A 21,674-nucleotide genomic window follows, 5' to 3' on the forward strand; every position below is an offset into this window, starting at 1 on the left:
TGCAGGTCGCGACGACGATCGTGGATGCTGCCGCTTTCGGTACGCTCCGTGCCCACAATCGACCGCTGAGTGCCTCTGGTAGTGCCTGAGCCGTTAATTACGTATCCTTCCGGAGGCGCCGGACACGACTGACCTTCCGCTTACCCGGATCGGTCGGTTCGCATCCGCCGCGCCAGCTCAGCCACCACCGCGCCGGCGAGGTCTGATGAATACCCGCAACTGGTCGATCCGCTCGAAGATCGTTGCGCTGGTCGCTGTCCCGATCGCCGCGCTGCTGGCGCTGTGGATCTTCGCGACGTCGTTGACCATCGGCCCGGCGCTGAGCCTGCTGGGCGCCCAGGCACTGCTCGACGACGTCGGCCGCCCCGGTGAGGCGGTGGTGGCCGAGTTGCAGCGGGAACGCCGGCTCTCCGTGGTGTATCTGTCCCGCGCCGAGGGGCAGAACGCGCTGCGCGCCGGTGACCTGCAGCAGTTGCGCGACCAGTGGGAGGCCACCGACGCGGCGGTCGACGAGTTCCGGCGCTCCGCTCGCGGCGACGAACCGCCGGCGGATCCGGCTGTGCTGGACGAGCGGATCGCGGCGACCCTGTCCGAGTTGGAGCTGCTGCCGTCCGGCCGGGGGTTCATCGAGCGTCGGGAGATGGACGCAGCCGGCGCGCTGGGCCTCTACAGCGGCATCGTCGACACCGCGTTTCAGATGTTCGGGGCGTTGGCCGGGCTGCCGGACAACGAGATCAACCGCCAGGCGCGGGCGTTGACCGACATCGGGCTGGGCCGCGACCTGCTCGGCCGGACCGATGCCCTGCTCGCCGGGGCCTTCGCCGCCGGTGAGCTGACCTCCGCCGGCCACCTGCAGTTGGTGCAGACCGTCGCCAACCAGCGGTTGCTGTTCGACCGGGCGGTGGCCGAGCTGCCCGACCCGGACAGCCGGGCCTACCACCAGCTCGCCGCCGGCGACGACTACACCGGGCTACGGCAGATGCAGGACACGCTGATCGCCGGTGGGCCCACTGAGGACGGGCTGCCGGTATCCGAGTCCCGCTGGCGGGGCAGCTACCAGTTGGTCCAGGAGCAGCTGCGCGACTTCGAGCTGCTCGCCGCCGACGCGCTGGCCGAACGCAGCATGCCGACCGCGATCGCCATTCTGGCCCGACTCGCCGGGGCCGGCCTGGTCGGCCTGGCCGCGGTGATCGTCTCCGTGGTGATCTCGCTGCGGGTCGGCCGGTCGCTGATCCACCGGTTGACCGGGCTGCGCGCCGCCGCTCTGGAGCTGGCCGGCGAGCGGCTGCCCGGGGTGGTCGCCCGGCTACGCCGTGGCGAGGACGTCGACGTGGTCACCGAAGCCCCACCGCTGGAGTACGGCACCGACGAGATCGGCCAGGTCGGGCACGCGTTCAGTGAGGTGCAGCGAACCGCCGTACGGTCGGCCGTCGAGGAGGCGGCGCTGCGTCGTGGGCTGAACGAGACGTTTCTCAACATCGCCCGACGCAGCCAGACGCTGCTGCACCGGCAGCTGGCCGTACTGGACCGGATGGAACGGCGCAGCACCGACCCGACGGAGCTGGAGGACCTGTTCCGGGTCGACCACATGGCGACCCGGATGCGCCGGCACGCGGAGGACCTGGTGATCCTCGCGGGAGCGGCACCGGGCCGGGGATGGCGCAACCCGGTGCCGATGGTCGACGTGATCCGGGGCGCCGTCTCCGAGGTCGAGGACTACGCCCGAGTGCACGTCACGACCGTGGAGGCCGCAGCGGTCGCCGGCCGGGCCGTGGGCGACGTCATCCACCTGCTGGCCGAGCTGATCGAGAATGCCACGTCCTTCTCCCCGCCGCAGACCCGGGTCACCGTTATCGGGCAGAGCCTGCCCAACGGGTACGCGGTCGAGGTCGAGGACCGAGGCCTCGGCATGGAACCGGACTTGATCGAGGACGCCAACCAGCGCCTCGCCGAGTCGCCGAACTTCGACCCGCACAACAGCGCCCGGCTCGGCCTGTTCGTCGTCGCCCAGTTGGCGGCCAGGCACGGCGTACGGGTCCGGCTCCGGCCGTCACCGTTCGGCGGGATCACCGCCGTCACGCTGATCCCGGCGGAGCTGGTGGTGCCCGAGTCCGAGGTGCTGGCGCTGCCGTCCGGTCGGCCACCTACCGCACTGACCACGGTCCGGCAGACTCCCGCGCCGGACGCGCTGGCCACCCTCCGCCCGAGCCCCGAGCCCGCAGCGGAGCCGACCGGGGTTCAGCTGCCGGCCCGACGCCGTCCCACCACCCTGCCGACCCGGCGGTCCAGCGGCGCCGGCGCGACCACCGAGGACGGCCTGCCGCGCCGGGTACGCCAGTCCAGCCTGGCGCCCCAACTGCGCCAGACATCCGATTCTTCCGGGGCCGACGGTCAGCCGCTGCGGGAAGCCCCGCAGCGCTCCCCGCAGGAGGTGCGGTCCCTGATGTCCGCGTTGCAGGCGGGAACCGCCCGGGGCCGGCAGGCGGCCGGCCTGCCGGCGGCCGGCCAGCCGGCTGGTACCGGCGACACGACGCCGATCGTCAACGGCGGCCCGGTGCCGCCGGCCGGCGACGGCACCCCCGGTTCCGGCGACGAGCCGGCTTCCGTGGCATCGGAACCGTCCCCGACCGGGTCGCCCGGCTCGGTCCGGGGCACCGCGACTCCGCCTCCGGGCGCGGTGCTGCCGCCCCCGGCGACGGAAGAGTCGGAGAGGGAGCTGTAGTTGTGCACACCATGCGGCATGCGATGAACCTTGACTGGCTGCTCGACGATCTCGTCGAGCGGGTCCCGACCGCGCAGCAGGCCGTCGTGCTGTCCGCCGACGGGTTGCTGATGGGCGCGTCGCGAGGGCTGACCCGGGAAGGTGCCGAGCACATGGCGGCGATGGCCGCCGGCTTCCAGAGCCTTGCCAAGGGTGCCAGCCGGCACTTCGGGTCGGGCCCGGTACGGCAGACCGTGATCGAGATGGAGTCGGCGTACCTGTTCGTCACCGCGGCCGGGCACGGGGCCTGCCTGGCGGTGCTCAGCGCCGCCGATGCGGACATCGGCCTCATCGCGTACGAGATGGCGATGCTGGTCACCCGGGTCGGGCAGACTCTCAGCACGCCGAGCCGGACACCTGCGGCGCAATCCGATGCGGGGTGACCCGGCCGGACCCCACGACTGGCTGGACTCCGACGCCGGCCCGGTGGTCCGTCCGTACGCGGTGACCGGTGGCCGGGTGCAGCCCACCGGCGCCACCTTCGACCTGCTGGCCTTCGTCGTGGCGAAAGCCCCGGAGGGCGCCGACAGCAGGGTCGCGCTGCAGCCGGAACATCGGCGCATCGTCGGGTTGGCCCAGCAGCCGGTCTCGGTCGCCGACCTGGCGGCCGACCTCGATCTCGCGCTCGGTGTGGTCCGGGTCCTGCTCGGGGACCTGCTCGCCGCCGGACTGATCGCCCTCTACGAACCCCCGGCTTCGGCCACTCACCCCCACGACGACATACTCAAGGCGGTGGTCAATGGACTCCGTGCGCTCTAACCGGCATCAGCCCTCCCGGCGGGTCCCACTCGCGCTGAAGATACTCATCGCGGGCGGTTTCGGCGTCGGGAAGACCACCCTGGTCGGCGCGGTCAGTGAGATCCGGCCGCTGCAGACCGAGGAGGTGCTGACCAGCGCCAGCCTGGGCACCGACGACACGTCCTGGGTGGAGGGCAAGAACACCACGACCGTCGCGATGGACTTCGGCCGGATCACCATCAACGATGATCTGCAGGTCTATCTGTTCGGTACGCCGGGTCAGGACCGGTTCTGGTTCCTCTGGGACGAGTTGGCGTTCGGCGCGCTCGGTGCGGTGGTGCTGGCCGACACCCGTCGGCTCGCCGACTGTTTCCCGTCGGTCGACTACTTCGAGCAGCGGGGCACGCCGTTCGTGGTCGGGGTCAACTGTTTCGAGGGGGCGCAGCAGTTCAGTCAGGACTCGGTGCGCCGTGCGCTCGACCTCGACCCGGATGTGCCGATCGTGCTGTGCGACGCCCGCAACCGTGGCTCGGGCAAGACGGTGCTGATCGCATTGGTCGAGCATGTGGCCTACCTGCGTGGTCAGCCGGTGCCGGCGGGCTGACCTGCCGCCGGGTGCCGGCCGGTGTCGACCAGCACGACATCCAGCCGGCGCGGCCCGTGTACCGCCCCCGCAAATGGCGACGGGCCGCTTCGGCCAGCGCCGCCGGGTCGTCGGTGAGGGTGGTTAGATCGACGCCGGGCATCCGGCGGGCGAAGATCTCCCGAATCTGCGTCCGGTTGTAGTGGATCGCCGGGACCAGGATGTGCGACGGCGTGTCCCCGGCCAGCTGGACGATGAGCTCGGCGAGGTCGGTCTCGATAGCTTCAATGCCGGCCGCCGCGAGGGTCTTGAGGACCTGGTCTGCGCCGGTCCGTCGGACCAGGTCGGTCACCACCCGGCCCGCCTCGGCCGCGTCCCGTGCCCAGTGCACCTGGGCCCCCGCGGCGGTGGCCGCCGCCTCGAATTCGGCGAGCAGTTCGGGCAGGCGGGCCAGCCCGTCGTCCTTGACCGCAGCCCCGGCGGCCCGCAGCGCCTCCCAGCCCGCCAGCTCGGCGACCATCCGTTCCCGTTCGCCGCGGATGGTGCGGGTGGCCCGGTGCAGGTTGGCGCGCAGTGGGCATTGTCCAGCTCGCGGGCCGCCGCAGCGGGAAACGGCAACCGGGCGGTCACGTGCCGGTGCTGGCGTTGGTGCTGGTCAATGCGGCTCCTCCGCTGTGCCGGCCAGGATCTGCGCGTAGTGCACCGCCCGTACCGGGCTGCGGGACCGGGTCAGCCCGCCGCCGATGTGCGCCAGGCACGAGTTGTCGGTCGCCGCCAGGTAGTGGGCGCCGGTGCCGCGTACCGCCCGGCACTTGTCGGCCAGCATCGCGCTGGAGACAGCGGCGTTGCGCATCGCGAAGGTACCGCCGAAACCGCAGCACTCCTCGGCGTCCGGCAGGTCGATCAGGTCGATCCCGCGGACCGCACGCAGTAGCCGCAGCGGCCGGTCACCCAGCCGCAGCATTCGCAGCCCGTGGCAGCTCGGGTGGTAGTTGACCGGGTGCGGGAAGGCGGCTCCGGCGTCGGTGACGCCGAGCACGTCGACCAGTAGTTCGGATAATTCGTACACCCGGGGTCGTAGCTCCTCGACCGCGGCGGCGAGCGCCGGGTCGTCGGCGGCCAGTCGCGGGTACGCGTCGCGGACCATCGCCACGCACGAACCGGACGGCGCGACCACCACCGGATGGTCGCGGAACGTCTCGACGAACCGGCGTACCAGGGGTATCGCCTCGGCCCGGTACCCGCTGTTGCCGTGCAGTTGCCCGCAGCAGCCTGGTCGAGTGGAAAGTCGACGGTGTGCCCGAGCCGTTCCAGCAACTGCACGACGGCCCGCCCGGTGCCCGGGTAGAGCACGTCGTTGAGGCAGGTGACGAAGAGTGCGACACGCATCGGTCAGCCCTGCCGGAAGAAGGAAAGGTGGCGTTGCCGGGCGGCGAGCAGATGCTCGCGCACCGCTGTCTCCGCCCGGTCCGGGTCGCCGGACGCCACCGCGTCGACGATCCGGTGGTGCTCGGCCCCGCTGGTGCGGTAGTGGGTGGGCGGGAAGTGCAGCCGGAACAGGTGCAGGTGCGGCCTGAGGCGGACGACCGCGTCGTGCAGCATCCGGTTGCCGGACTGTTCGGCGAGCAGGTTGTGGAACCGGGCGTCCTGGGCGGTGAAGGCGGCGATACTCGCGTAGCCCTGCGCGCCGGGTACCGGACCGGGCAGGTCGGCGGCCCCGCGGAGCAGTTCGAGGCCGGCCGGCTCGGCGGTCGCCGACCGGGCGGCGGCCCGTCGGGCGGCGGCGGTCTCCAGGATCAGCCGCATCTCGACGAGTTCGTCGAACTCGTCGTGGGTAAGCAGCGGCGTGGCGGTGTATCCGACCAGCGGGCGCTTGCGGACCAGCCCGTCGGCTTCCAGCCGGGCGAGCGCCTCGCGCACCGGGGTGGGGGAGACCCGCAGGTCGCGGGCCAGGGCGTCGATGTTGATCCGGGCGCCCGGGGCGACCACGTGGTCCATCACCTGGGCGCGGACGGTCTCGTACACGTCATCGGTGAGGGTGAGACGACGCGCTGGCCGCACGGGACCCCTCCTCGGTGCTCGACCTGCGGGCTGTCGACCTGGTTGCTTGGCCCGGCAGCGGGTAGATCAAAGATCCTATAGGATCGCTCGAGTTGAATCGAGTGTCCGACGCCGGCGGCCCGGGCTCCGGCCCGGCCCGGCCGACGCGGATGGCGGAAGGGAGTCCGGTGCGCGCAGTGGAGCTGAATCCGGCGGCGGAGACGATCTACCTCGGCTGCTACACGGCCGAGGGCGGTGGGAACGGGGCCGGGGTGATGGTCGCCCGACGGGATCCGGCGACCGGCCAGCTCAGCGAGCCGACGCTGGCTGCCGAGTGCGCCTCGCCGTCGTTCCTCGCCCGGCACCCGTACCGTCCGGTGCTGTACGCGGTCAACGAGTTGGCCGCGGGCACCGTCAGTGCCTGGTCGGTGCACGGCGACCGGCTGCGTCCGCTGGGCAGTCGCTCCACCGGCGGGTCGAGCCCGTGTCACCTGGCGTTCGCCGCGACGGGTGGGCATCTGGTCAGCGCGAACTACGTCAGCGGCAGCGTCGCGGTGCATCCGGTCGACGACGACGGGGCGCTGCTACCGCGTACCGATCTGCAGGCACATTCGGGCACTGGGCCGCGACCCGACCGGCAGGCGGGTCCGCACGCCCACATGGTCTCCCCGGACCCGGACGGTGCCGGACTGTACGTCGTCGACCTGGGCACCGACGCCGTGCACCGCTACCTGCTCGACCCGGCGACCGGCACGCTGACCGAGCCGGACCCGGCCGTGGCGGCGACGCCGGGCAGCGGCCCTCGGCATCTCGCCCGGCACCCCGACGGCCGGTGGGCCTATCTGGTGGGGGAGCTGGATGCCAGCGTGACGGCGTACGAGATCGACGGGGCCGGCGGGCTGACCGAGCGCGCCCGGGTGCCGGCGAGCGAGTCGTCCGCCGGTGCGGCCGGAGGGGCGCAGCCCGCCGAGATCGCGGTCGGGCCGGGCGGCCGGTACCTCTACGTCGCCAACCGTGGCCCGGACACCGTCGCGGTCTTCTCCCTGGCCGCCCCCGACCAGCCGAGGTACCTCGCCGAGGTGCCCACCGGCGGCCACTGGCCGCGCCACTTCACGATCGTCGGCGACCATCTGTACATCGCCAATGAGCGGTCGGGCTCGGTGGGCGTGTTCGGGATCGACCCGTCGGACGGGGTGCCGGCCCCGGTCGGCGACCCGGTTGCGGCGCCGACGCCGACCTGCGTCCTGCCGGGTTTCTGAGGACTGTGCGGCTGATGCCTGGCTCGTGATGCGGCGGGCTGTTTGTCGAGGTCGACAGCATCCTGCCGGACTTCTCGAAGCGTACGGAAGTGGCGTGGCTACCTGAAGTCACCACTTTCCCTTTAAGTGTTTCTCCTCCGTAACTTTCGTCCGAACGTACCTGGCACGATGCCCTGCTCATCCGGAGTATGGGACCGTGCCAGGCCGCCATCGGATGCGACGTCGAGTTCGCGGAGCCAGCGCCATCGCAGCGGCGATGGCGCTGGTCGTCGTCACCACCGGGGTCTGGTTCGGCTACCAACGTCTCGCCGCCGAGTCCTGCTCCGGGGCGCTGCCGCTGGTCGTCTCCGCCGCGCCGGAGATCGCGCCCGCCGTGCAGGCGGCGGCGGATCGTTGGCGGGCCGACAGCGGCGCGGTCGGTGACACCTGCGTCGCGGTCGAGGTCACCGCATCCGACCCGGTCGACGTGGCCGCTGTGGTGGCCGGGCAGCACGGTGTCGCGCTGGCCGGGGTCGGCCAGGCCAGCGGTACGGCGATTGCGCCGGACGTGTGGGTGCCCGATTCGTCCACCTGGCTGCTCCGGCTGAGTTCACTGGCCCCCGGGTTCACCCCGGCCAACAACGAGTCGGTGGCCCGCAGCCCGGTGGTGGTCGCGATGCCCGAGCCGGTGGCGACCAACCTGGGCTGGCCCGACCAGCAGCTGACCTGGACCGACCTGCTGCAGCAGATCACCACCGGCACCGAGCTGAGGACCGGCATCGTCGAACCGACCCGCGATGCGGCCGGGTTGTCCGGCCTGCTCGCCCTCGGTGAGGCGGCCGGCGAGGCAGGCGCGAACGCGCAGCAGGCGACCACGGCGGCGCTGCGTGCCCTGGCCACCGGCCGGTCCGCGCTGCGGGAGGACCTGATCGCCCGCTTCCCCCGCTCGGCTGATCCCGCGTCGGTCGCCTCCGCGCTCGGTGCCGCCGCCCTGTCCGAGGAGGACGTGATCGAGTACAACGCCGCGCAGCCGCCGATCGCGCTCGCGGCGCTGTACCTGGAGCCGGCGCCGATGTCGCTCGACTACCCGTACGCGGTGCTGCCCGGTGCCGACCCGGCGACAGCCGCGGCGGCGGCCGGCTTCTACTCGGTGCTGACCGGTGCCGGGTTCCGAAACCGGCTCGGTGACCAGGGGCTACGGGCGCCGGACGGCACCTGGGGTGCCGGCTTCAGCGCCCCCCAGGGAGCACCCAGTCCGGCCGGCACCGCTCCGGCGACCGTCACCCCGGACTCCGGCGGTACGGCGGCCGGTGGTTTGGACCCGGTGGTGATCGACCGGACCCTCGCGACCTGGACGTCGGTCACCCTGCCCGCTCAGATGCTCGCGGTGATCGACGTCTCCGGTTCGATGCTGGAGCCGGTGCCCACCGCGGACAACGTCACCCGCGCCGACCTCACCCGGGAGGCGGCCCGCCGAGGACTCGGTCTGTTCGACGATTCGTGGGCCCTCGGACTGTGGATCTTCTCCACTCAGTTGGACGGCGAGCAGGACTGGCGGGAGCTCGTCCCGATCAGCCCGTTGAGTAGCCGTCGGGCCGAGCTGGAAGCGGCGCTGTCGGAGGTCGTGCCGAAGCGAAACGGAAATACCGGTTTGTACGACACGACGCTCGCCGCTTATCTGACGATGCAGGACGAATGGGCAGCCGGGCGTGTCAACTCGGTGGTCATCTTCACTGATGGTAGGAACGAGGACGACAGCGGGTTGACCCAGGATGAGCTGTTGGCCGAGCTGGCCGAGGTGGCTGATCCACAGCGGCCCATCCAGGTGATCTACATCGGCATCGGCGACGGAGTGAGTCAGGAGGAACTGGAGTCGATCACCAATACCACCGGCGGCGGGGTGTTCGTAACCGAGGATCCGGCCAACATCGGTGACATCTTGCTCAAGGCGATCGCTCTCCGCCCGACAACCGTGCGCTGAGTCGGTGTTGTGGCGGTTTGAGGGGTTATGTCGAGCCATCGAGTGACTGAGGGTTGTGAAATGGCTCCATATAGTACCTCTAATGTGGAAGCCCTCTGGCCGACTGACGGTAATCTGTCGCAAGCTTCGGCCCTGCCGGATGGTGGGCCAAGATATCGGGGTGCCGTGGCACCACCGGTACCAACGACGGGCCAGCGAGGTGCCCGGGGTCTGCGTCGACTCGAGCAAGCTGGGGAGGGCTAGTGACGTCGGCGACTTTGGTCAACGCTGCGGTGGTGCAACCGGAACCCACACCGGGAGCGCCCACCGCAGCGCTGCACGCGCGACAGCGTGCCTACATTCGGGCGATCGCAGCCCTTGACATCGGCGTGCTCTGCGCCGCCGTGCTGGCCGGCTACCTGGTGCGTTTCGGTGCAGAGGAAGCCACCGGAGCGGATCTACCGTACGTCCTGACGACCCCCTGCCTGATGGTCGCGTGGCTGGCCTCGCTGAAGTTGCTGCGCTGCTACGACGACCGGGTGCTCGGCTACGGCGCCGACGAGTACCGGCGGGTGATCACCGCCAGCCTTCGGCTCGCCGGCACCGTGGCGATCATCGGCTACGTCGCCAACGTCGGGATCAGCCGGGGCTTCCTGGCGGTGGCCTTCGCGGTCGGCACGGTCGGTCTGGTCGCCGGACGGTTCGGTGCCCGCAAGTACCTGCACCGTCAGCGGGCCACCGGGACGGGGTGGTTCCGCAAGGTGCTGGTGGTCGGGGACACCCCGCACGTGCTGGAGCTGGTGCACACCCTGCGGCGGGAGCCGTACGCGGGCTACCGGGTGGTCGGCGCCTGCATCCCGGACGCACTGCTGGCCCCGGTGCCGCAGCGGCTCGGTGACGTGCCGGTCGCCGGTTCGTTCCGCAACATCCCGGACGCCGCCGCCGCCACCGGCGCCGACACCGTCGCGGTCACCGCGTCGGGGGAGCTGACCGCCACCCGGCTGCGCCGGCTCGGCTGGCAACTGGAGGGCACCGGCATCGACCTGGTGCTGGCCCCGGCGCTGACCGACGTGGCCGGCCCGCGGATCCACACCCGGCCGGTCGCCGGGCTGCCGCTGATCCACGTCGAGGCACCCGAGTTCCGGGGCACCCGCAAGCTGGTCAAGGGCTTCGTCGACCGGTCGGTGTCGCTGCTGGCGGTGACCCTGCTGCTGCCGATCCTGACCCTGCTTGCCCTGGCGATCAAGATCGACAGCCGGGGCCCGGTCATCTTCAAGCAGGTCCGGGTCGGCCAGGGCGGGCGGGAGTTCCACGTCTACAAGTTCCGCACGATGGTGGTCGACGCCGACAAGCTGCTCGCCGAGCTGGCGGCCAAGAACGAAACCGACGGGCTGATGTTCAAGATGCGCGACGACCCGCGTATCACCCGCGTCGGCAGGTTCCTGCGCAAGTACTCGCTCGACGAGCTGCCACAGCTGGCCAACGTACTGTTCGGCCACATGAGCCTGGTCGGGCCGCGACCGCCGCTGCCGTCGGAGGTGGCCCGCTACGACGGCGACGTCGCCCGCCGGCTGCTGGTCAAGCCCGGAATGACCGGCCTGTGGCAGGTCAGCGGCCGGTCCGACCTGTCCTGGGAGGACGGCATCCGGCTCGACCTCTACTACGTGGAGAACTGGTCGCTGGCCAGCGATCTGACCATCCTGTGGAAGACCTTCGGCGCGGTCGTCAACGGCCGCGGCGCGTACTGACCTGGGCTGCGGTACCTACTCTCCTCGGCTACGGGCGGGCTCTGCTGGCCGTTGGCGTAAGCCAGCGGCCAGCCAGGGGGCCGGGTGGTCGCGTACCGCCCGGACCACCGCGCCGGCCGCGCCGGTCGCCGCCGCTTCGGCGCCGAGCAGCGAGGCCCGGACGGTCACCGGTGACCAGCCGACGGTCAGCACCCGTCGACCTATCTCCGCCTCGACGGCCGGCGACAGCCATGGGGCCAGCGGTGCGTAGATGCCACCGAGCACGATGGTCTGCACATCCAGCAGGTTGACCACCCCGGCGAGCACCACACCGAGCGCGGCGGCCGCCGCCGTCAACGCGCGGCGCACCTGTGGCTCGGAGCCTGCCGCCCGCTCGGCGACCTGGCGCAGCGCCTCGGTGGCGGTCAGCCCCTGCCCGGCCAGGCCGGCCGAGCGCAGGATCGCCTCCTGACCGGCGTACTGCTCGAGACAGCCGCGTGCCCCGCAGCGGCAGCTCGGTCCGTCCGGCCGGACCGCGAGGTGGCCGAGCTCGCCGCTCCACCCCCGGGTGCCCCGGAACAGGCGACCGTCCAGCACGATCCCGGCACCGATGCCGATCTCGCCGGAGACGTAGACGAAGTCGGCCGGCTCACCGTGGCGGGCGTGCAGCTCACCCAGGGCGGCGAGGTTGGCCTCGTTGTCCACGGTCAGCGGTACGCCGGCGAGCGGGCTGCCGGCGGCGGCCAGCACGGCCGGAGCGTCCACGTCGTGCCAGCCGAGGTTCGGCGCGAGCCGGACGAGCCCGTCCCGGGTCACCAGCCCGGGTACGGCCAGCGCGGCGCCGGCGAGCGGGAGATCGCGCGCCTGCGGCGCGGTGAGCACCTCGCCGGCCAGCGCGGCGAGCCGGGCCAGCACCAGCTCCGGCGGGTGTGGCCGTTGATCCGCCGGTAGCACCGCCCGATGGCGTACCGTTCCGGACAGATCCACCAGGCAGGCGGCCAGGTAGTCGACGTTGATCTCCAGGCCGAGACCGGCGGGCCCGTCGGCGGCGAGCGTCAGGCCGGTGGCCGGTCGGCCGGCCCCGGTCCGGGGCACCGGTGCGACCTCGGTGAGCAGGCTTCCACCGATCAACTCGTCGACGAGGGCCGAGACGGTGGCCCGGGTCAGCCCGGTCGTCGCGGCGATCTCGGCGCGGGACGGTGGGCGAGTGGCGGCGGCGACCTGGCGGAGCACCAGGCCGAGGTGGTGCTCGCGCAGGCCAGCCTGGCGGAGCGGGGATTCTGGCGTGCGCATGGCCTTGACAATGCCACACGTCGGGAAAATAATTCAATCACTAAACAAATCTGTCGTGTTACGCGGAGGTCACCATGACAGTCCAGCCCACGCCGGCCGACAAATTCTCCTTCGGGCTCTGGACCGTTGGATGGCAGGCCCGCGATCAGTTCGGCGACGCCAGCCGGGGCCCGCTCGACGCCGTCGAGGCGGTGCACCAGCTCGCCGACCTCGGCGCGTACGGCATCACCTTCCACGACGACGACCTGATCCCGTTCGGCTCCGACCCGGCCAGCCGCGACCAGCACATCGCCCGGTTCCGCAAGGCACTGGAGGAGACCGGCCTGGTGGTGCCGATGGTCACCACCAACCTGTTCGGCCACCCGATCTTCAAGGACGGCGGCTTCACCAGCAACGACCGCTCCATCCGGCGGTTCGCGCTGCGCAAGGTGCTGCGCAACATCGACCTCGCCGCCGAGCTCGGCGCGAAGACCTTCGTCATGTGGGGCGGCCGGGAAGGCTCCGAGTACGACCACGCCAAGGACATCCGGGCCGCGCTCGACCGCTACCGCGAGGCCGTCGACCTGCTCGGCCAGTACGTCCTCGACCGCGGCTACGGCCTGCGCTTCGCCATCGAGCCCAAGCCCAACGAGCCGCGCGGCGACATCCTGCTGCCCACCGTCGGCCACGCCCTGGCGTTCATCTCCAGCCTGGCCCACCCGGAGCTGGTCGGCCTCAACCCCGAGGTCGGCCACGAGCAGATGGCCGGGCTCAACTTCACCCACGGCATCGCCCAGGCCCTGTGGCACGGCAAACTGTTCCACATCGACCTCAACGGCCAGCGCGGCGTCAAGTTCGACCAGGACCTCGTCTTCGGCCACGGCGACCTGCTCAACGCGTTCTCCCTGGTCGACCTGCTGGAAAACGGCGGCCCCGACGGCGGTCCCGCCTACGACGGCCCCCGGCACTTCGACTACAAGCCCTCGCGCACCGAGGACTACACCGGCGTGTGGGCGTCGGCCGCCGCCAACATGCGGACGTACCTGCTGCTCAAGGAGCGGGCCGCCGCGTTCCGGGCCGACCCCGAGGTGCAGGAGGCTCTGGCCGCCAGCAAGGTTCCGGACCTGGCCGTACCCACCCTCAACCCGGGCGAGACTTACACCGACCTGCTCGCCGACCGGGCCAGCTTCGAGGACTTCGACCCGGAGGCCGTCGCCGAGCAGGGCTTCCACTTCGTCCGCCTCAACCAGCTCGCCGTCGAGCACCTGCTCGCCGCCCGCTGACCCCGTACCGTTCAGCGCGAACCCGCCCGACCCCCGCATGGAGGCCCAGCCGTGACCCTCGTCGCCGGCGTCGACTCGTCGACCCAGTCGTGCAAGGTGGTGATCCGCGACGCGGACACCGGAAAGCTGGTCCGTGAGGGCCGGGCGGCGCACCCGGACGGCACCGAGGTGCACCCGGACGCCTGGTGGACGGCGCTGCAACAGGCCGTCGACTCCGCCGGCGGGCTGGACGACGTGGCCGCCGCCGCCGTCGCCGGCCAACAGCACGGCATGGTCTGCCTGGACGAGGCCGGCCAGGTGGTCCGGCCGGCCCTGCTGTGGAACGACACCCGCTCGGCCGGTGCCGCCGCCGAACTGATCGACGAGTTCGGCGGCGGCACCGCCGGCCGGCAGGCCTGGGCGGACGCGGTCGGCCTGGTGCCGGTGGCCAGCTTCACCATCACCAAACTGCGCTGGCTGGCCCGCACCGAGCCGGCATCGGCCGACCGTACGGCTGCGGTCTGCCTGCCGCACGACTGGCTGACCTGGCGGCTGGCCGGCTCCGGCGACCTGGCCGCGCTGCGGACCGACCGCAGCGACGCCAGCGGCACCGGCTACTGGTCGGCGGCGACCGGCCAGTACCGCCCCGACCTGCTCGAACACGCCTTCGGCCGGACGCCGCTGGTGCCGACGGTGCTCGGCCCCACCGACCCGGCCGGCGCGCTGCGCTCCGGCGTACCGCTCGGGCCGGGGGCCGGTGACAACGCCGCCGCCGCGCTCGGCGTCGGTGCCCGCCCCGGCGACGTCATCGTCTCGATCGGCACCTCCGGCACCGTGTTCAGCGTCGCCGACACCCCGGCCGCCGACCCCAGCGGCACCGTCGCCGGTTTCGCCGACACCACCGGCCGGTTCCTGCCGCTGGTCGCCACCCTCAACGCCGCCCGGGTGCTCGACGCCGCCGCGAAACTGCTCGGCGTCGACCACGAGCGGCTCGCCGAGCTGGCGCTGAGCGCGCCGGCCGGCGCGGACGGGCTGGTGCTGGTGCCGTACCTCGAAGGGGAACGCACCCCGGACCGGCCGACGGCCACCGGCTCGCTGCACGGGCTCACCCTGGCCACCAGCACCCCCGCGCATCTGGCGCGGGCCGCCGTCGAGGGCATGCTCTGCGCGCTCGCCGACGGCCTGGACGCCCTGGTCGCGCAGGGCGCGGCCGTCAACCGGGTCATCCTGGTCGGCGGCGGGGCGCGCTCTGCGGCGGTACGCCGGATCGCGCCCGAGGTGTTCGGCTGCCCGGTGCTGGTGCCGCCGCCGGGGGAGTACGTCGCCGACGGTGCCGCCCGGCAGGCCGCCTGGCTGGCGCTGGGCACCCCGGACGCGCCCGACTGGACCCCGGCCGACACCGAGGAGTACGCAGCCGACGCGGTGCCCTCCGTCCGCGCCCGGTACGCCGACGCCCGCGACCACGTCCTGAACCGGGTCACCGCCGGCTGATCTCGCGGCGGAGCCCTCTCCCTGGCATCGCAGGTGCGGACCCCGAGGCGCAGCTTCCCGGGTCTCCCGTCCGAGACACCCGGTCGGGGGTTGCCGGCCCCCCTCGGGGTTCCAAAGACCGGTGGGATGTGCTGCGCCCCGGGGCGTTCAGGGGACGCTGTCCGTCAATTTCCATCCTGGACTGCCACCCCCGGCCGACGGAAGATGGATGACCACCCGGAGTGACTCGGTGGTGACGCGGAAGGGCTGTGGGTGGGGTCGGGAGTGCCGGTGGCCGGCGCGTGGCGTCCGGTGTTGAATTGAGGGGCGCGAAGGTCTATGAGCGGCAGCAGGTTTCTGGTAAAGGAACTCCGGCGGTTACGCAAAGCGGCGGCGCTCAGCCAGGCGGCGTGGGGCCTGTGCTGCCGTCGTCGGCACCCCGCCGCTGACCCGTCGGTCGGCCCGCCCGGGGAGATTTCGGCGGGCCGACCGACGGGCGTTCAGCAGGGACCGGGCGGTAGCCTCCGGTCCGCCTTGATCACAACGCCCGGCCGGCCGAGCACGTCCTTGAACGCCTGGACCCCGACCGCCTTGCCGTCGCGGTCAGGTTCCTCGTCGTTGATTTCCCTGCCGTAGAGCAGCACCCACGAGCGCCACTCGGGGGAGGGCCAGACCTCCTGGACCCGGAGCCGGACCGGGCGCTTGCCGTCCACGTGGTCGCACTGCCGCAGCGCCACCAGATCCCCGGGGCACACCAGAGCTTCATCGTCAGGCATCCTCCGACGCTCCGTACGATTCGGCGGACTCGTCCTGGTCGTCGTGCGGGTAGCCGGCGGTCATCAGCCCGGAGAGATGGAGCACGGCTCGGATCCGCCGGGCGCTACTGGGGTCCCACCGATCCAGGATGGCGATCGCCCGCAGGAACGGCCGGCAGGGTCCAGGCACGCCGCCGCACCGGTGGCACTCGCCGGTGGTCGGGTTCGGGATGTGGGTGCGGGCGGTCGAGTTCGCGTCGTGGACCGCCCGGGACATCTCGGGCGACCGGATGAGTCGGTCCGGCGGGTCGGGAATGGATGCTGCCGAATGGTCCGCAGATCTGAACGAGATGTATCGGGCGAGGCGGGGAGTCCCGCCGATGCCGTCGTTCCTGGGCACTGTTCCCCCTCCGGGTGGAGACGATCGGGGTATCCGTCAATTTCCACCCTGGACTGCCAGCCCCACTCGGCGGAAGATGAATGGCGACCGAGGGTGACCAGGTGGCCATGGCGCTCCGACGGGTGGCTCCAGCAATCGTCCGGCACCGGTCAGTGGTGCGCCGTGATGAATTGGGGGACGTGAAAGGCTATGTCTGCGAGCGAGTATCTGGTAGAGGACCTTCGTCGCGTCCGAGAGATGCTGGGGCTCACCCAGGAGTCCTGGGGTGAGCGCCTGCACTTCTCGGCGTCGCACGTCGGGGCGGTGGAGCGCGGCGAGCGGCCGGCGCTCCCGGACTACCTAGGTGCGGTGGACCGGGTGTACGGCACCGCGTTCATGAAGTTCTATCGGGAGTTCATCCGTGGCGAGTGGACCCCGGTGTGGTACCGCCCGTTCGTCGAGTACGAGGGCCGCGCGAAACTGCTGCGGATCTTCCAACCGATGGTGATGCCCGGCCTGCTGCAGACCGAGGCGTACGCGCGGGCTCTGTTGCAGGCGCTCAACACCAAGCCGGAGGAGCTTGAGCCGACCCTGGCCGCCCGACTGGACCGGCAGGAAATCGTCACCCGGGCCACCAACGCCTGCCGGCTGGTGGTGGTGCTCGACGAAATCGTGTTGCGCAGATCCGTGGGCGGGTCGGAGGTGATGCGCGACCAGTTGAAGGCGATCGCCGACGCCAACCAGCGGCAGAACGTGCAGGTGCACATCGTGCCGTTCGCCACCGGTGGCTATCCCGGGGTGCTCGGGCCGATGGTGCTGGCGACCGTGGACGGCCGGACGGTCGGCTTCCTCGAAGGCCACCTGGAAGGGCGGTTGATCGAAGCCACGGATGCCACCGAGGCGCTGGAAGAGGACTGGGAGACGATCCGGGGGTACGCTCTGCCCGGCCAGCAGTCCCACGAGATGATCATGGAGGCGATCGAGACATGGAGCTGACCGAGGCGCGTTGGCGCAAGAGCACCAGGTCCGACTCGGCGAACTGTGTCGAGGTGGCCGACAACCTGCCGGGCCGCGTCTACGTCCGGGACACCAAGAACCGTGACGGCGGCTCGTTGGCGTTCGCCCCGTCGTCGTGGTCGAGCTTCGTCGAGCTGGCCAAGGCGTACGCCTGAGCCCGCGACGAACCGCTTTCCGTAGCCGGAGCACACAGAGCCCCAGGACCCCGCCCCAGTCGCCACGGTCCCGGGGCTCCTCCGCGTTCGTCGAGGTGAGGCTGACGCACGTTAAAACACGAAAATAGCGTGCGTCAGCCTCACCTCGACGACGTCAATCTCAGCCGGCCGGGTCGCGCAGGATCGCCGCGAACGTGTCGCGGATCAGCTGGTCCGTCGGGGCGTCCAGGCCGAGTTTCGTCAGGCCACCGGTGAGACGCAGGGTGGTCAGGCCGTGGACGGTGCACCAGATGGTGCGGGCCAGCGTGGTGGCGGACTGACCGGCGGGCAGGAAACCCGCCTCCTGCGCCTCGGCCACCGCCCCCACCAGAGGGGCGAAGGTGTCGGGCCGCACCTCGGCCCACGACCAGTACCGGAACATCATGCCGAAGATCGCGCTGTTCTCCTCGGCGAAGCGCAGGTACGCGGCGACCAGGCGGATGATCCGGTCGGCGGGGTCGGTTGCCTGCGCGGCGGCGGCGCGCTGAGCGGCACCGAATGCGTCGTACCCCTCGTCACGCAGCGCGGACAGCAGCGCCTCGCGGTCGGTGAAATGCCGGTACGGCGCTGCGGAGCTGACGCCGACCCGCCGGGCCAGCTCGTTGAGGCTGAAGGCCTCCGCGCCGCGTTCGGCCAGCAACTCCCGGGCACCGGCGAGCAGCGCATCGCGTAGCGCTCCGTGGTGGTACGTCCGGCGAGTGGCCCCAGCTGCCATGTTGACGACATTAACATCAGGCCGTATGTTGACGTCACTTACATTGTGAATGGCACTTACATACTTGCCAAGGGGGCGGTCATGAGCGACACGGCAGTGGTGGCGTCACCACCGGTGCGAACGACCAGCAGAAGACCGGTGCGGCGGTCCCGCACCGGCTGGACGGCGGTGCTGCTCACCTCGCTCGCGATCGGCGGATTCTCGCTGTACACCTACGCCAGCGCCGACCTGCGCGCCCTCGCCGACGACGGTGCCGGGCTGGCCCGCACCTACGTGGACGCGCCGCTGCCGGTCCGGTGGGCCTTCTACGTCCACGTCGCCCTCGGGTCGCTCGCGCTGCTGCTCGGGCCGTGGCAGTTCTCCCAGCGGCTGCGCCGCCGCTGGCCGGTGGCTCACCGCTCGGTCGGCGTGGCGTACCTGCTCACCGTCGGCGTCGCGGCGGTGAGCGCGCTGGTGATGCTGCCGTTCAACCAGGCCCGGATGGTCGGCTTCTTCGGCTTCGGCGCAGTCGCGCTGCTGTGGGCGTACACGGCGTGGCGCGGCTTCGACACCGCACGGCGGCGGGACCTGCGTCAGCATCAGGCCTGGATGATCCGCAACTACGCGTTGACGTTCGCCGCTGTCACGCTGCGCTCGTGGGTTGGCGTCCTCATCGTCGTACAGTTGCCGTTCGCCGGACCGGACGCGGACCCGGACCTGCTGTTCGAGACCGCCTACGCCGCCGTGCCGTTCCTGTCCTGGTTGCCCAACGTGATCGTCGCCGAGTGGCTGATCCGCCGACGCGGGCTGCCCTCGTACCGCCTCGTCGACCTGAAGCCCGTGGATCAGGGCTGATCCTGCTGCGCCGCACTGGTGCCTGCGGCTATCGGGACCGAGCCGTCAGCACCTTGTATGGGCTCGCCTGGCTGGTCGTGGACTTCCTGCCTGCCGCGCTTCGATCGGTACGCCCTGAACAACGCGATACCTGCCGCCGCCGCGCCGAAGGCCAGAGTCAGCACGGCCGAGGCGACGATGGTGGGTCGGGCACCGACTGCGGTGATCAGCGGCCCTCCGGCCACGGTGCCGAGCGGCACGGACAAGGTCACGATGGCGGCGTACGCGGCGAGCACGGGTGCTCTCATGGTGCCGTCGGTCGACTGTTGCAGCAGGGCCATCGTGGTGGCGGGAAACGGCGCCCAGATCAGTCCGCCAACCGCGAACGCGGCAAGGGCGAGGCCGGTGGGTGCGCCGAGGCCGAGTGGCAGCAGCGCCGCCCCCCAGCCGAGCACGATGGCGATCGTGGTCGGCCACAGTGGCCAGCGGCGGAGGTAGCCGGCGGCGAAGCCGCCGACGATCGCTCCGACCGCGAACACCGTCCAGAACGCGGCGAGGGCTCCGGCCGAGCCGCCGAGTGCCTGTACGGCGTGGATCGGTAGCGCCACCTGCACCGGTCCGTAGAGGAAGAAGAAGCCGAAGGTCAGGGCGGCCAGGCCCAACAGGGTGCGGTCGCGCCAGATCGCGGTGAAGCCGGCCAGGCTGGACGCCTGCCGCTGCTCGATCGGGGCTCGGGCGGTCCTCGGCACGGCGAGCAGGTAGGTGATCGCGAGGACCGCGAAGGTCGCGGCGGTGACGGCGATGACGAGGACCGGACCGCCGACACCGATGAGGATCGCCGCCAATGCCGGACCGACCAGCATCGACGCCTCGGCGAACAGGCCAATGAGCGCATTGCCTGCCAGCCGGTGTTCCTGTGGCAGCAGTTCGGCAATGAGGGTGAACCGGCCCGCCGATCCCCAGGACCGCAACAGCGAGGAAAGCCCCAACAGCACGGTGTACAGCGCGATGTCGAGTGCTCCGGCGAGGTACACCACCGGGATCATCGCCAGTACCACCGCCCGCAGGACAGCGTCCCACGCCGCCAGTTGGGCACCACTGCGACCGTTCAGCAGTCGGCCGAACAACACGCTGCCGAGCGCACCCGGCAGTGTGTATGCGGCGACCGCCACCGCCACCCAGACACCGGCGCTGCGCTCAGGCGCCAACTGGATCGCGAGCCAACTGACCGCGAGCAGGCTCATGCCCTCGCCCACATACGACAAACCGAACCCGGGAAGCAGCCGGCGCAGGATCCGATGCCTGACCACCGGCCAGTAGGGCGACGACCGGACGAACGACGGCAGGGCTTCCCGAACGGCCATCCCGATAGCATTCCAACCGTCGGTCACACCGCCAGTAGGTTCGCGCCCAGCGGAAAACAGACGCGAGTCGCGTCGCCGGACATATCAATGCCGAAATCCGGTCGCAACGGACGTGTCAACTCGCCGCCGGCCTCGACGACCTTGCGGGTCAAGACGTTGGGTGCTGCCCGTCGAGTAGCTTGCGGCGCCATGCGGCGAACTGATCGCGGAGGTCGTCCAGCGCCTGGTCGGTGACGCCGTACGGAGCGAATTCGTCGGGATCGAGCCGACTGGCTTGTCCCAGCGCGTCGGCGAAGATGCGTCGGTCGAAGCCGCGGTCGGCGTGCTGTGCGAGATCGAGGAGGGCTTCCTGGGTGTAGCGGCCGGATCGGAGCGTGGCGTCGATGTCGATGAAGTCGCGGGCGTATGCTCGCCCGTAGAGAGCGCTCATCTTGTTCGTGACCGCGTCGTCAGGGTGGAGCACCGGTCCAATCGCCATGAGGATGGGTTCGTTGGCGCGCCAGTCCACACCCAGCTCCACCTTCGAGACACGGGTGCTGTCGGAGACCGTCAGCCGGGCGAACGTGTCGTACGTCGCTCAATGTCGACGGTCAGTCCGTCGTCGCGGTAGCCATCCACGACGGCCGTGACTGCGGTGCTGAATTCGTCGCGGCGGTCCCAGGCCGTGAACAGGTCGACGTCCTCACTGGGGCGTTCGAGCAGGCCGGCGGCTTGGACGGCGTAGCCGCCGGCGAGTGCGAAACCGTACCGGCGGGCGGCGGCAAGCCCGGTGCGGGCGAGTCGTTCGTGGAAGGCGTCCACTGCTATGCGGCGTTCGTGTCGATGGCGACAAGTTCGGGGAAGGTCTCCTCCCAGAGTCGCCGCAGTTGGGGCGGCAGCCATAGCGTGGGCCACAGCCGCCGGAGCAGGTCGGCGTTGATCCAGGTGTTCAGGTCGTCGACCGTGGCGGCCTCGGCGAGCACTACCTTGTACATACTGGCGAGGCGAGCGGGCCGGCTCAGGTCGTACTCCGCGTTGCCGGACCAGTCCATATGCCGGGGAAGGGTGACCACGCCTGCGGTCGGGCCGGTCAGCGCGGTGAGGTTGTCGGCCACGATGTAGGGCTTGCGGTCCCCGTAGGGGCGGTAGTCCGCTGGCGGCTGCGGTGCGGTCTTGCGTCGGCTGCGGTTGGCCGCCTGCCGGACCTCCGGTCGCAGGGCCTGGCGGATCGTCTCCCGGCTGTATCCGGTTACCCGCTGCAGGTCCACCGGCCGCCAGCCGGCCGCGTGGAACGCCCGCAACTGCTCGTCTCGTGAGGTCAGAGCGGCCGACCTGGTCGCCTCGTAGGTCGCGACCAACGCACGCAGATCGTCCTCGGAGTGCTGACCCACGCAGAGAAGCCTATCA

At 71.3% G+C, this 21,674-nt stretch carries 21 protein-coding genes and 3 pseudogenes; 12 read left to right on the top strand and 12 right to left on the bottom strand.

The window, feature by feature from the left end; translation table 11 throughout:
- Window positions 1-205: 205 nt before the first annotated feature.
- From O7610_RS30250 to O7610_RS30265, 4 genes are read left to right on the top strand one after another with little or no spacing between them, the layout of a single operon-like run.
- Window positions 206-2,722, top strand: coding sequence for a sensor histidine kinase (locus tag O7610_RS30250; RefSeq protein WP_281553710.1), 2,517 nt, complete (start codon window positions 206-208; stop codon window positions 2,720-2,722).
- Window positions 2,723-2,745: 23 nt separating this feature from the next.
- On the top strand, window positions 2,746-3,144 hold the full coding sequence (locus O7610_RS30255) for a roadblock/LC7 domain-containing protein (protein ID WP_281553711.1): 399 nt from the start codon (window positions 2,746-2,748) through the stop codon (window positions 3,142-3,144).
- On the top strand, window positions 3,134-3,520 hold the full coding sequence (locus O7610_RS30260; RefSeq protein WP_281553712.1) for a DUF742 domain-containing protein: 387 nt from the start codon (window positions 3,134-3,136) through the stop codon (window positions 3,518-3,520). Before O7610_RS30255 ends, O7610_RS30260 begins: the two co-directional genes overlap by 11 nt.
- Complete coding sequence (locus tag O7610_RS30265; RefSeq protein ID WP_278167549.1) at window positions 3,501-4,103, top strand: GTP-binding protein; 603 nt, start codon at window positions 3,501-3,503, stop codon at window positions 4,101-4,103. Before O7610_RS30260 ends, O7610_RS30265 begins: the two co-directional genes overlap by 20 nt.
- A 130-nt stretch (window positions 4,104-4,233) precedes the next feature.
- Here the strand turns inward: O7610_RS30265 and O7610_RS30270 are convergent.
- The 4 genes and pseudogenes from O7610_RS30270 to O7610_RS30280 all read right to left on the bottom strand — a co-directional run.
- Window positions 4,234-4,602, bottom strand: a pseudogene (locus tag O7610_RS30270) (LUD domain-containing protein); the annotation flags it as partial.
- 135 nt (window positions 4,603-4,737) lie between these two features.
- Entirely contained in the window at window positions 4,738-5,259 is a 522-nt protein-coding gene (locus tag O7610_RS30275; RefSeq protein ID WP_502959065.1) for a heterodisulfide reductase-related iron-sulfur binding cluster, read from the bottom strand.
- A gap of 24 nt (window positions 5,260-5,283) precedes the next feature.
- Window positions 5,284-5,478 (bottom strand): annotated as a pseudogene (locus tag O7610_RS30955) (hypothetical protein); the annotation flags it as partial.
- The gene (locus O7610_RS30280) at window positions 5,475-6,143 is read right to left on the bottom strand and encodes a GntR family transcriptional regulator (protein WP_289212395.1); all 669 of its coding nucleotides are present in this window, start codon (window positions 6,141-6,143) and stop codon (window positions 5,475-5,477) included. The gene O7610_RS30280 and the pseudogene O7610_RS30955, both read right to left, overlap by 4 nt.
- 149 nt (window positions 6,144-6,292) lie before the next feature.
- Here O7610_RS30280 and O7610_RS30285 point away from each other — a divergent pair, with 149 nt between their 5' ends.
- The 3 genes from O7610_RS30285 (at window position 6,293) to O7610_RS30295 (ending at window position 11,068) form a co-directional block, all read left to right on the top strand.
- On the top strand, window positions 6,293-7,381 hold the full coding sequence (locus O7610_RS30285) for a lactonase family protein (protein WP_281555479.1): 1,089 nt from the start codon (window positions 6,293-6,295) through the stop codon (window positions 7,379-7,381).
- A gap of 214 nt (window positions 7,382-7,595) precedes the next feature.
- The gene (locus O7610_RS30290; protein ID WP_289212396.1) at window positions 7,596-9,341 is read left to right on the top strand and encodes a VWA domain-containing protein; all 1,746 of its coding nucleotides are present in this window, start codon (window positions 7,596-7,598) and stop codon (window positions 9,339-9,341) included.
- A gap of 272 nt (window positions 9,342-9,613) precedes the next feature.
- On the top strand, window positions 9,614-11,068 hold the full coding sequence (locus O7610_RS30295; RefSeq protein ID WP_289213717.1) for a sugar transferase: 1,455 nt from the start codon (window positions 9,614-9,616) through the stop codon (window positions 11,066-11,068).
- A 15-nt stretch (window positions 11,069-11,083) separates the two neighbouring features.
- On the opposite strand, the gene O7610_RS30300 is transcribed toward O7610_RS30295, so the two are convergent.
- Window positions 11,084-12,340 (bottom strand): ROK family protein, encoded by a 1,257-nt coding sequence (locus tag O7610_RS30300; RefSeq protein WP_281553716.1) that lies wholly within the window; start codon window positions 12,338-12,340, stop codon window positions 11,084-11,086.
- A gap of 74 nt (window positions 12,341-12,414) precedes the next feature.
- On the opposite strand from O7610_RS30300, the gene xylA reads away from it, so the two are divergent.
- Window positions 12,415-13,602 carry a xylose isomerase gene (gene xylA / locus O7610_RS30305; protein ID WP_289212397.1) on the top strand — a complete coding sequence of 396 codons (1,188 nt, stop codon included), beginning with the start codon at window positions 12,415-12,417 and terminating at the stop codon, window positions 13,600-13,602.
- A 51-nt stretch (window positions 13,603-13,653) separates the two neighbouring features.
- Window positions 13,654-15,072: a xylulokinase gene (gene xylB, locus O7610_RS30310; protein ID WP_289212398.1), complete on the top strand. Its 1,419-nt coding sequence runs from the start codon at window positions 13,654-13,656 to the stop codon at window positions 15,070-15,072.
- Window positions 15,073-15,551: 479 nt separating this feature from the next.
- Here the strand turns inward: xylB and O7610_RS30315 are convergent, their stop codons facing one another.
- Window positions 15,552-15,827: a hypothetical protein gene (locus O7610_RS30315; RefSeq protein WP_281553719.1), complete on the bottom strand. Its 276-nt coding sequence runs from the start codon at window positions 15,825-15,827 to the stop codon at window positions 15,552-15,554.
- The gene (locus O7610_RS30320; RefSeq protein ID WP_289212399.1) at window positions 15,820-16,206 is read right to left on the bottom strand and encodes a hypothetical protein; all 387 of its coding nucleotides are present in this window, start codon (window positions 16,204-16,206) and stop codon (window positions 15,820-15,822) included. The genes O7610_RS30315 and O7610_RS30320 overlap by 8 nt, the downstream gene beginning before the upstream one ends.
- Before the next feature lie 189 nt (window positions 16,207-16,395).
- Between O7610_RS30320 and O7610_RS30325 the strand changes: the two genes are divergently transcribed.
- The gene (locus tag O7610_RS30325; protein ID WP_289212400.1) at window positions 16,396-17,181 is read left to right on the top strand and encodes a helix-turn-helix domain-containing protein; all 786 of its coding nucleotides are present in this window, start codon (window positions 16,396-16,398) and stop codon (window positions 17,179-17,181) included.
- Complete coding sequence (locus tag O7610_RS30330) at window positions 17,172-17,357, top strand: DUF397 domain-containing protein (RefSeq protein ID WP_281553722.1); 186 nt, start codon at window positions 17,172-17,174, stop codon at window positions 17,355-17,357. Before O7610_RS30325 ends, O7610_RS30330 begins: the two co-directional genes overlap by 10 nt.
- 160 nt (window positions 17,358-17,517) lie before the next feature.
- On the opposite strand, the gene O7610_RS30335 is transcribed toward O7610_RS30330, so the two are convergent.
- Window positions 17,518-18,111: a TetR/AcrR family transcriptional regulator gene (locus O7610_RS30335; protein ID WP_281553723.1), complete on the bottom strand. Its 594-nt coding sequence runs from the start codon at window positions 18,109-18,111 to the stop codon at window positions 17,518-17,520.
- Between the two features lie 81 nt (window positions 18,112-18,192).
- Between O7610_RS30335 and O7610_RS30340 the strand changes: the two genes are divergently transcribed.
- Window positions 18,193-18,945, top strand: a complete 753-nt coding sequence (locus O7610_RS30340) for a DUF2306 domain-containing protein (protein ID WP_289212401.1) — start codon at window positions 18,193-18,195, stop codon at window positions 18,943-18,945.
- Here the strand turns inward: O7610_RS30340 and O7610_RS30345 are convergent.
- The 4 genes and pseudogenes from O7610_RS30345 to O7610_RS30365 form a co-directional block, all read right to left on the bottom strand.
- Window positions 18,936-20,234 (bottom strand): MFS transporter, encoded by a 1,299-nt coding sequence (locus O7610_RS30345; protein ID WP_289213718.1) that lies wholly within the window; start codon window positions 20,232-20,234, stop codon window positions 18,936-18,938. The genes O7610_RS30340 and O7610_RS30345 overlap by 10 nt on opposite strands.
- Window positions 20,235-20,311: 77 nt before the next feature.
- Entirely contained in the window at window positions 20,312-20,440 is a 129-nt protein-coding gene (locus O7610_RS30350) for a hypothetical protein (RefSeq protein ID WP_289212402.1), read from the bottom strand.
- Window positions 20,437-21,089 (bottom strand): annotated as a pseudogene (locus O7610_RS30815) (nucleotidyl transferase AbiEii/AbiGii toxin family protein). The gene O7610_RS30350 and the pseudogene O7610_RS30815 overlap by 4 nt, the downstream one beginning before the upstream one ends.
- Before the next feature lie 2 nt (window positions 21,090-21,091).
- Window positions 21,092-21,658 (bottom strand): hypothetical protein, encoded by a 567-nt coding sequence (locus O7610_RS30365; protein ID WP_289212404.1) that lies wholly within the window; start codon window positions 21,656-21,658, stop codon window positions 21,092-21,094.
- Window positions 21,659-21,674 lie beyond the last annotated feature (16 nt).

The organism is Solwaraspora sp. WMMA2065 (assembly GCF_030345075.1).
Taxonomy (GTDB): Bacteria; Actinomycetota; Actinomycetes; order Mycobacteriales; family Micromonosporaceae; genus Micromonospora_E.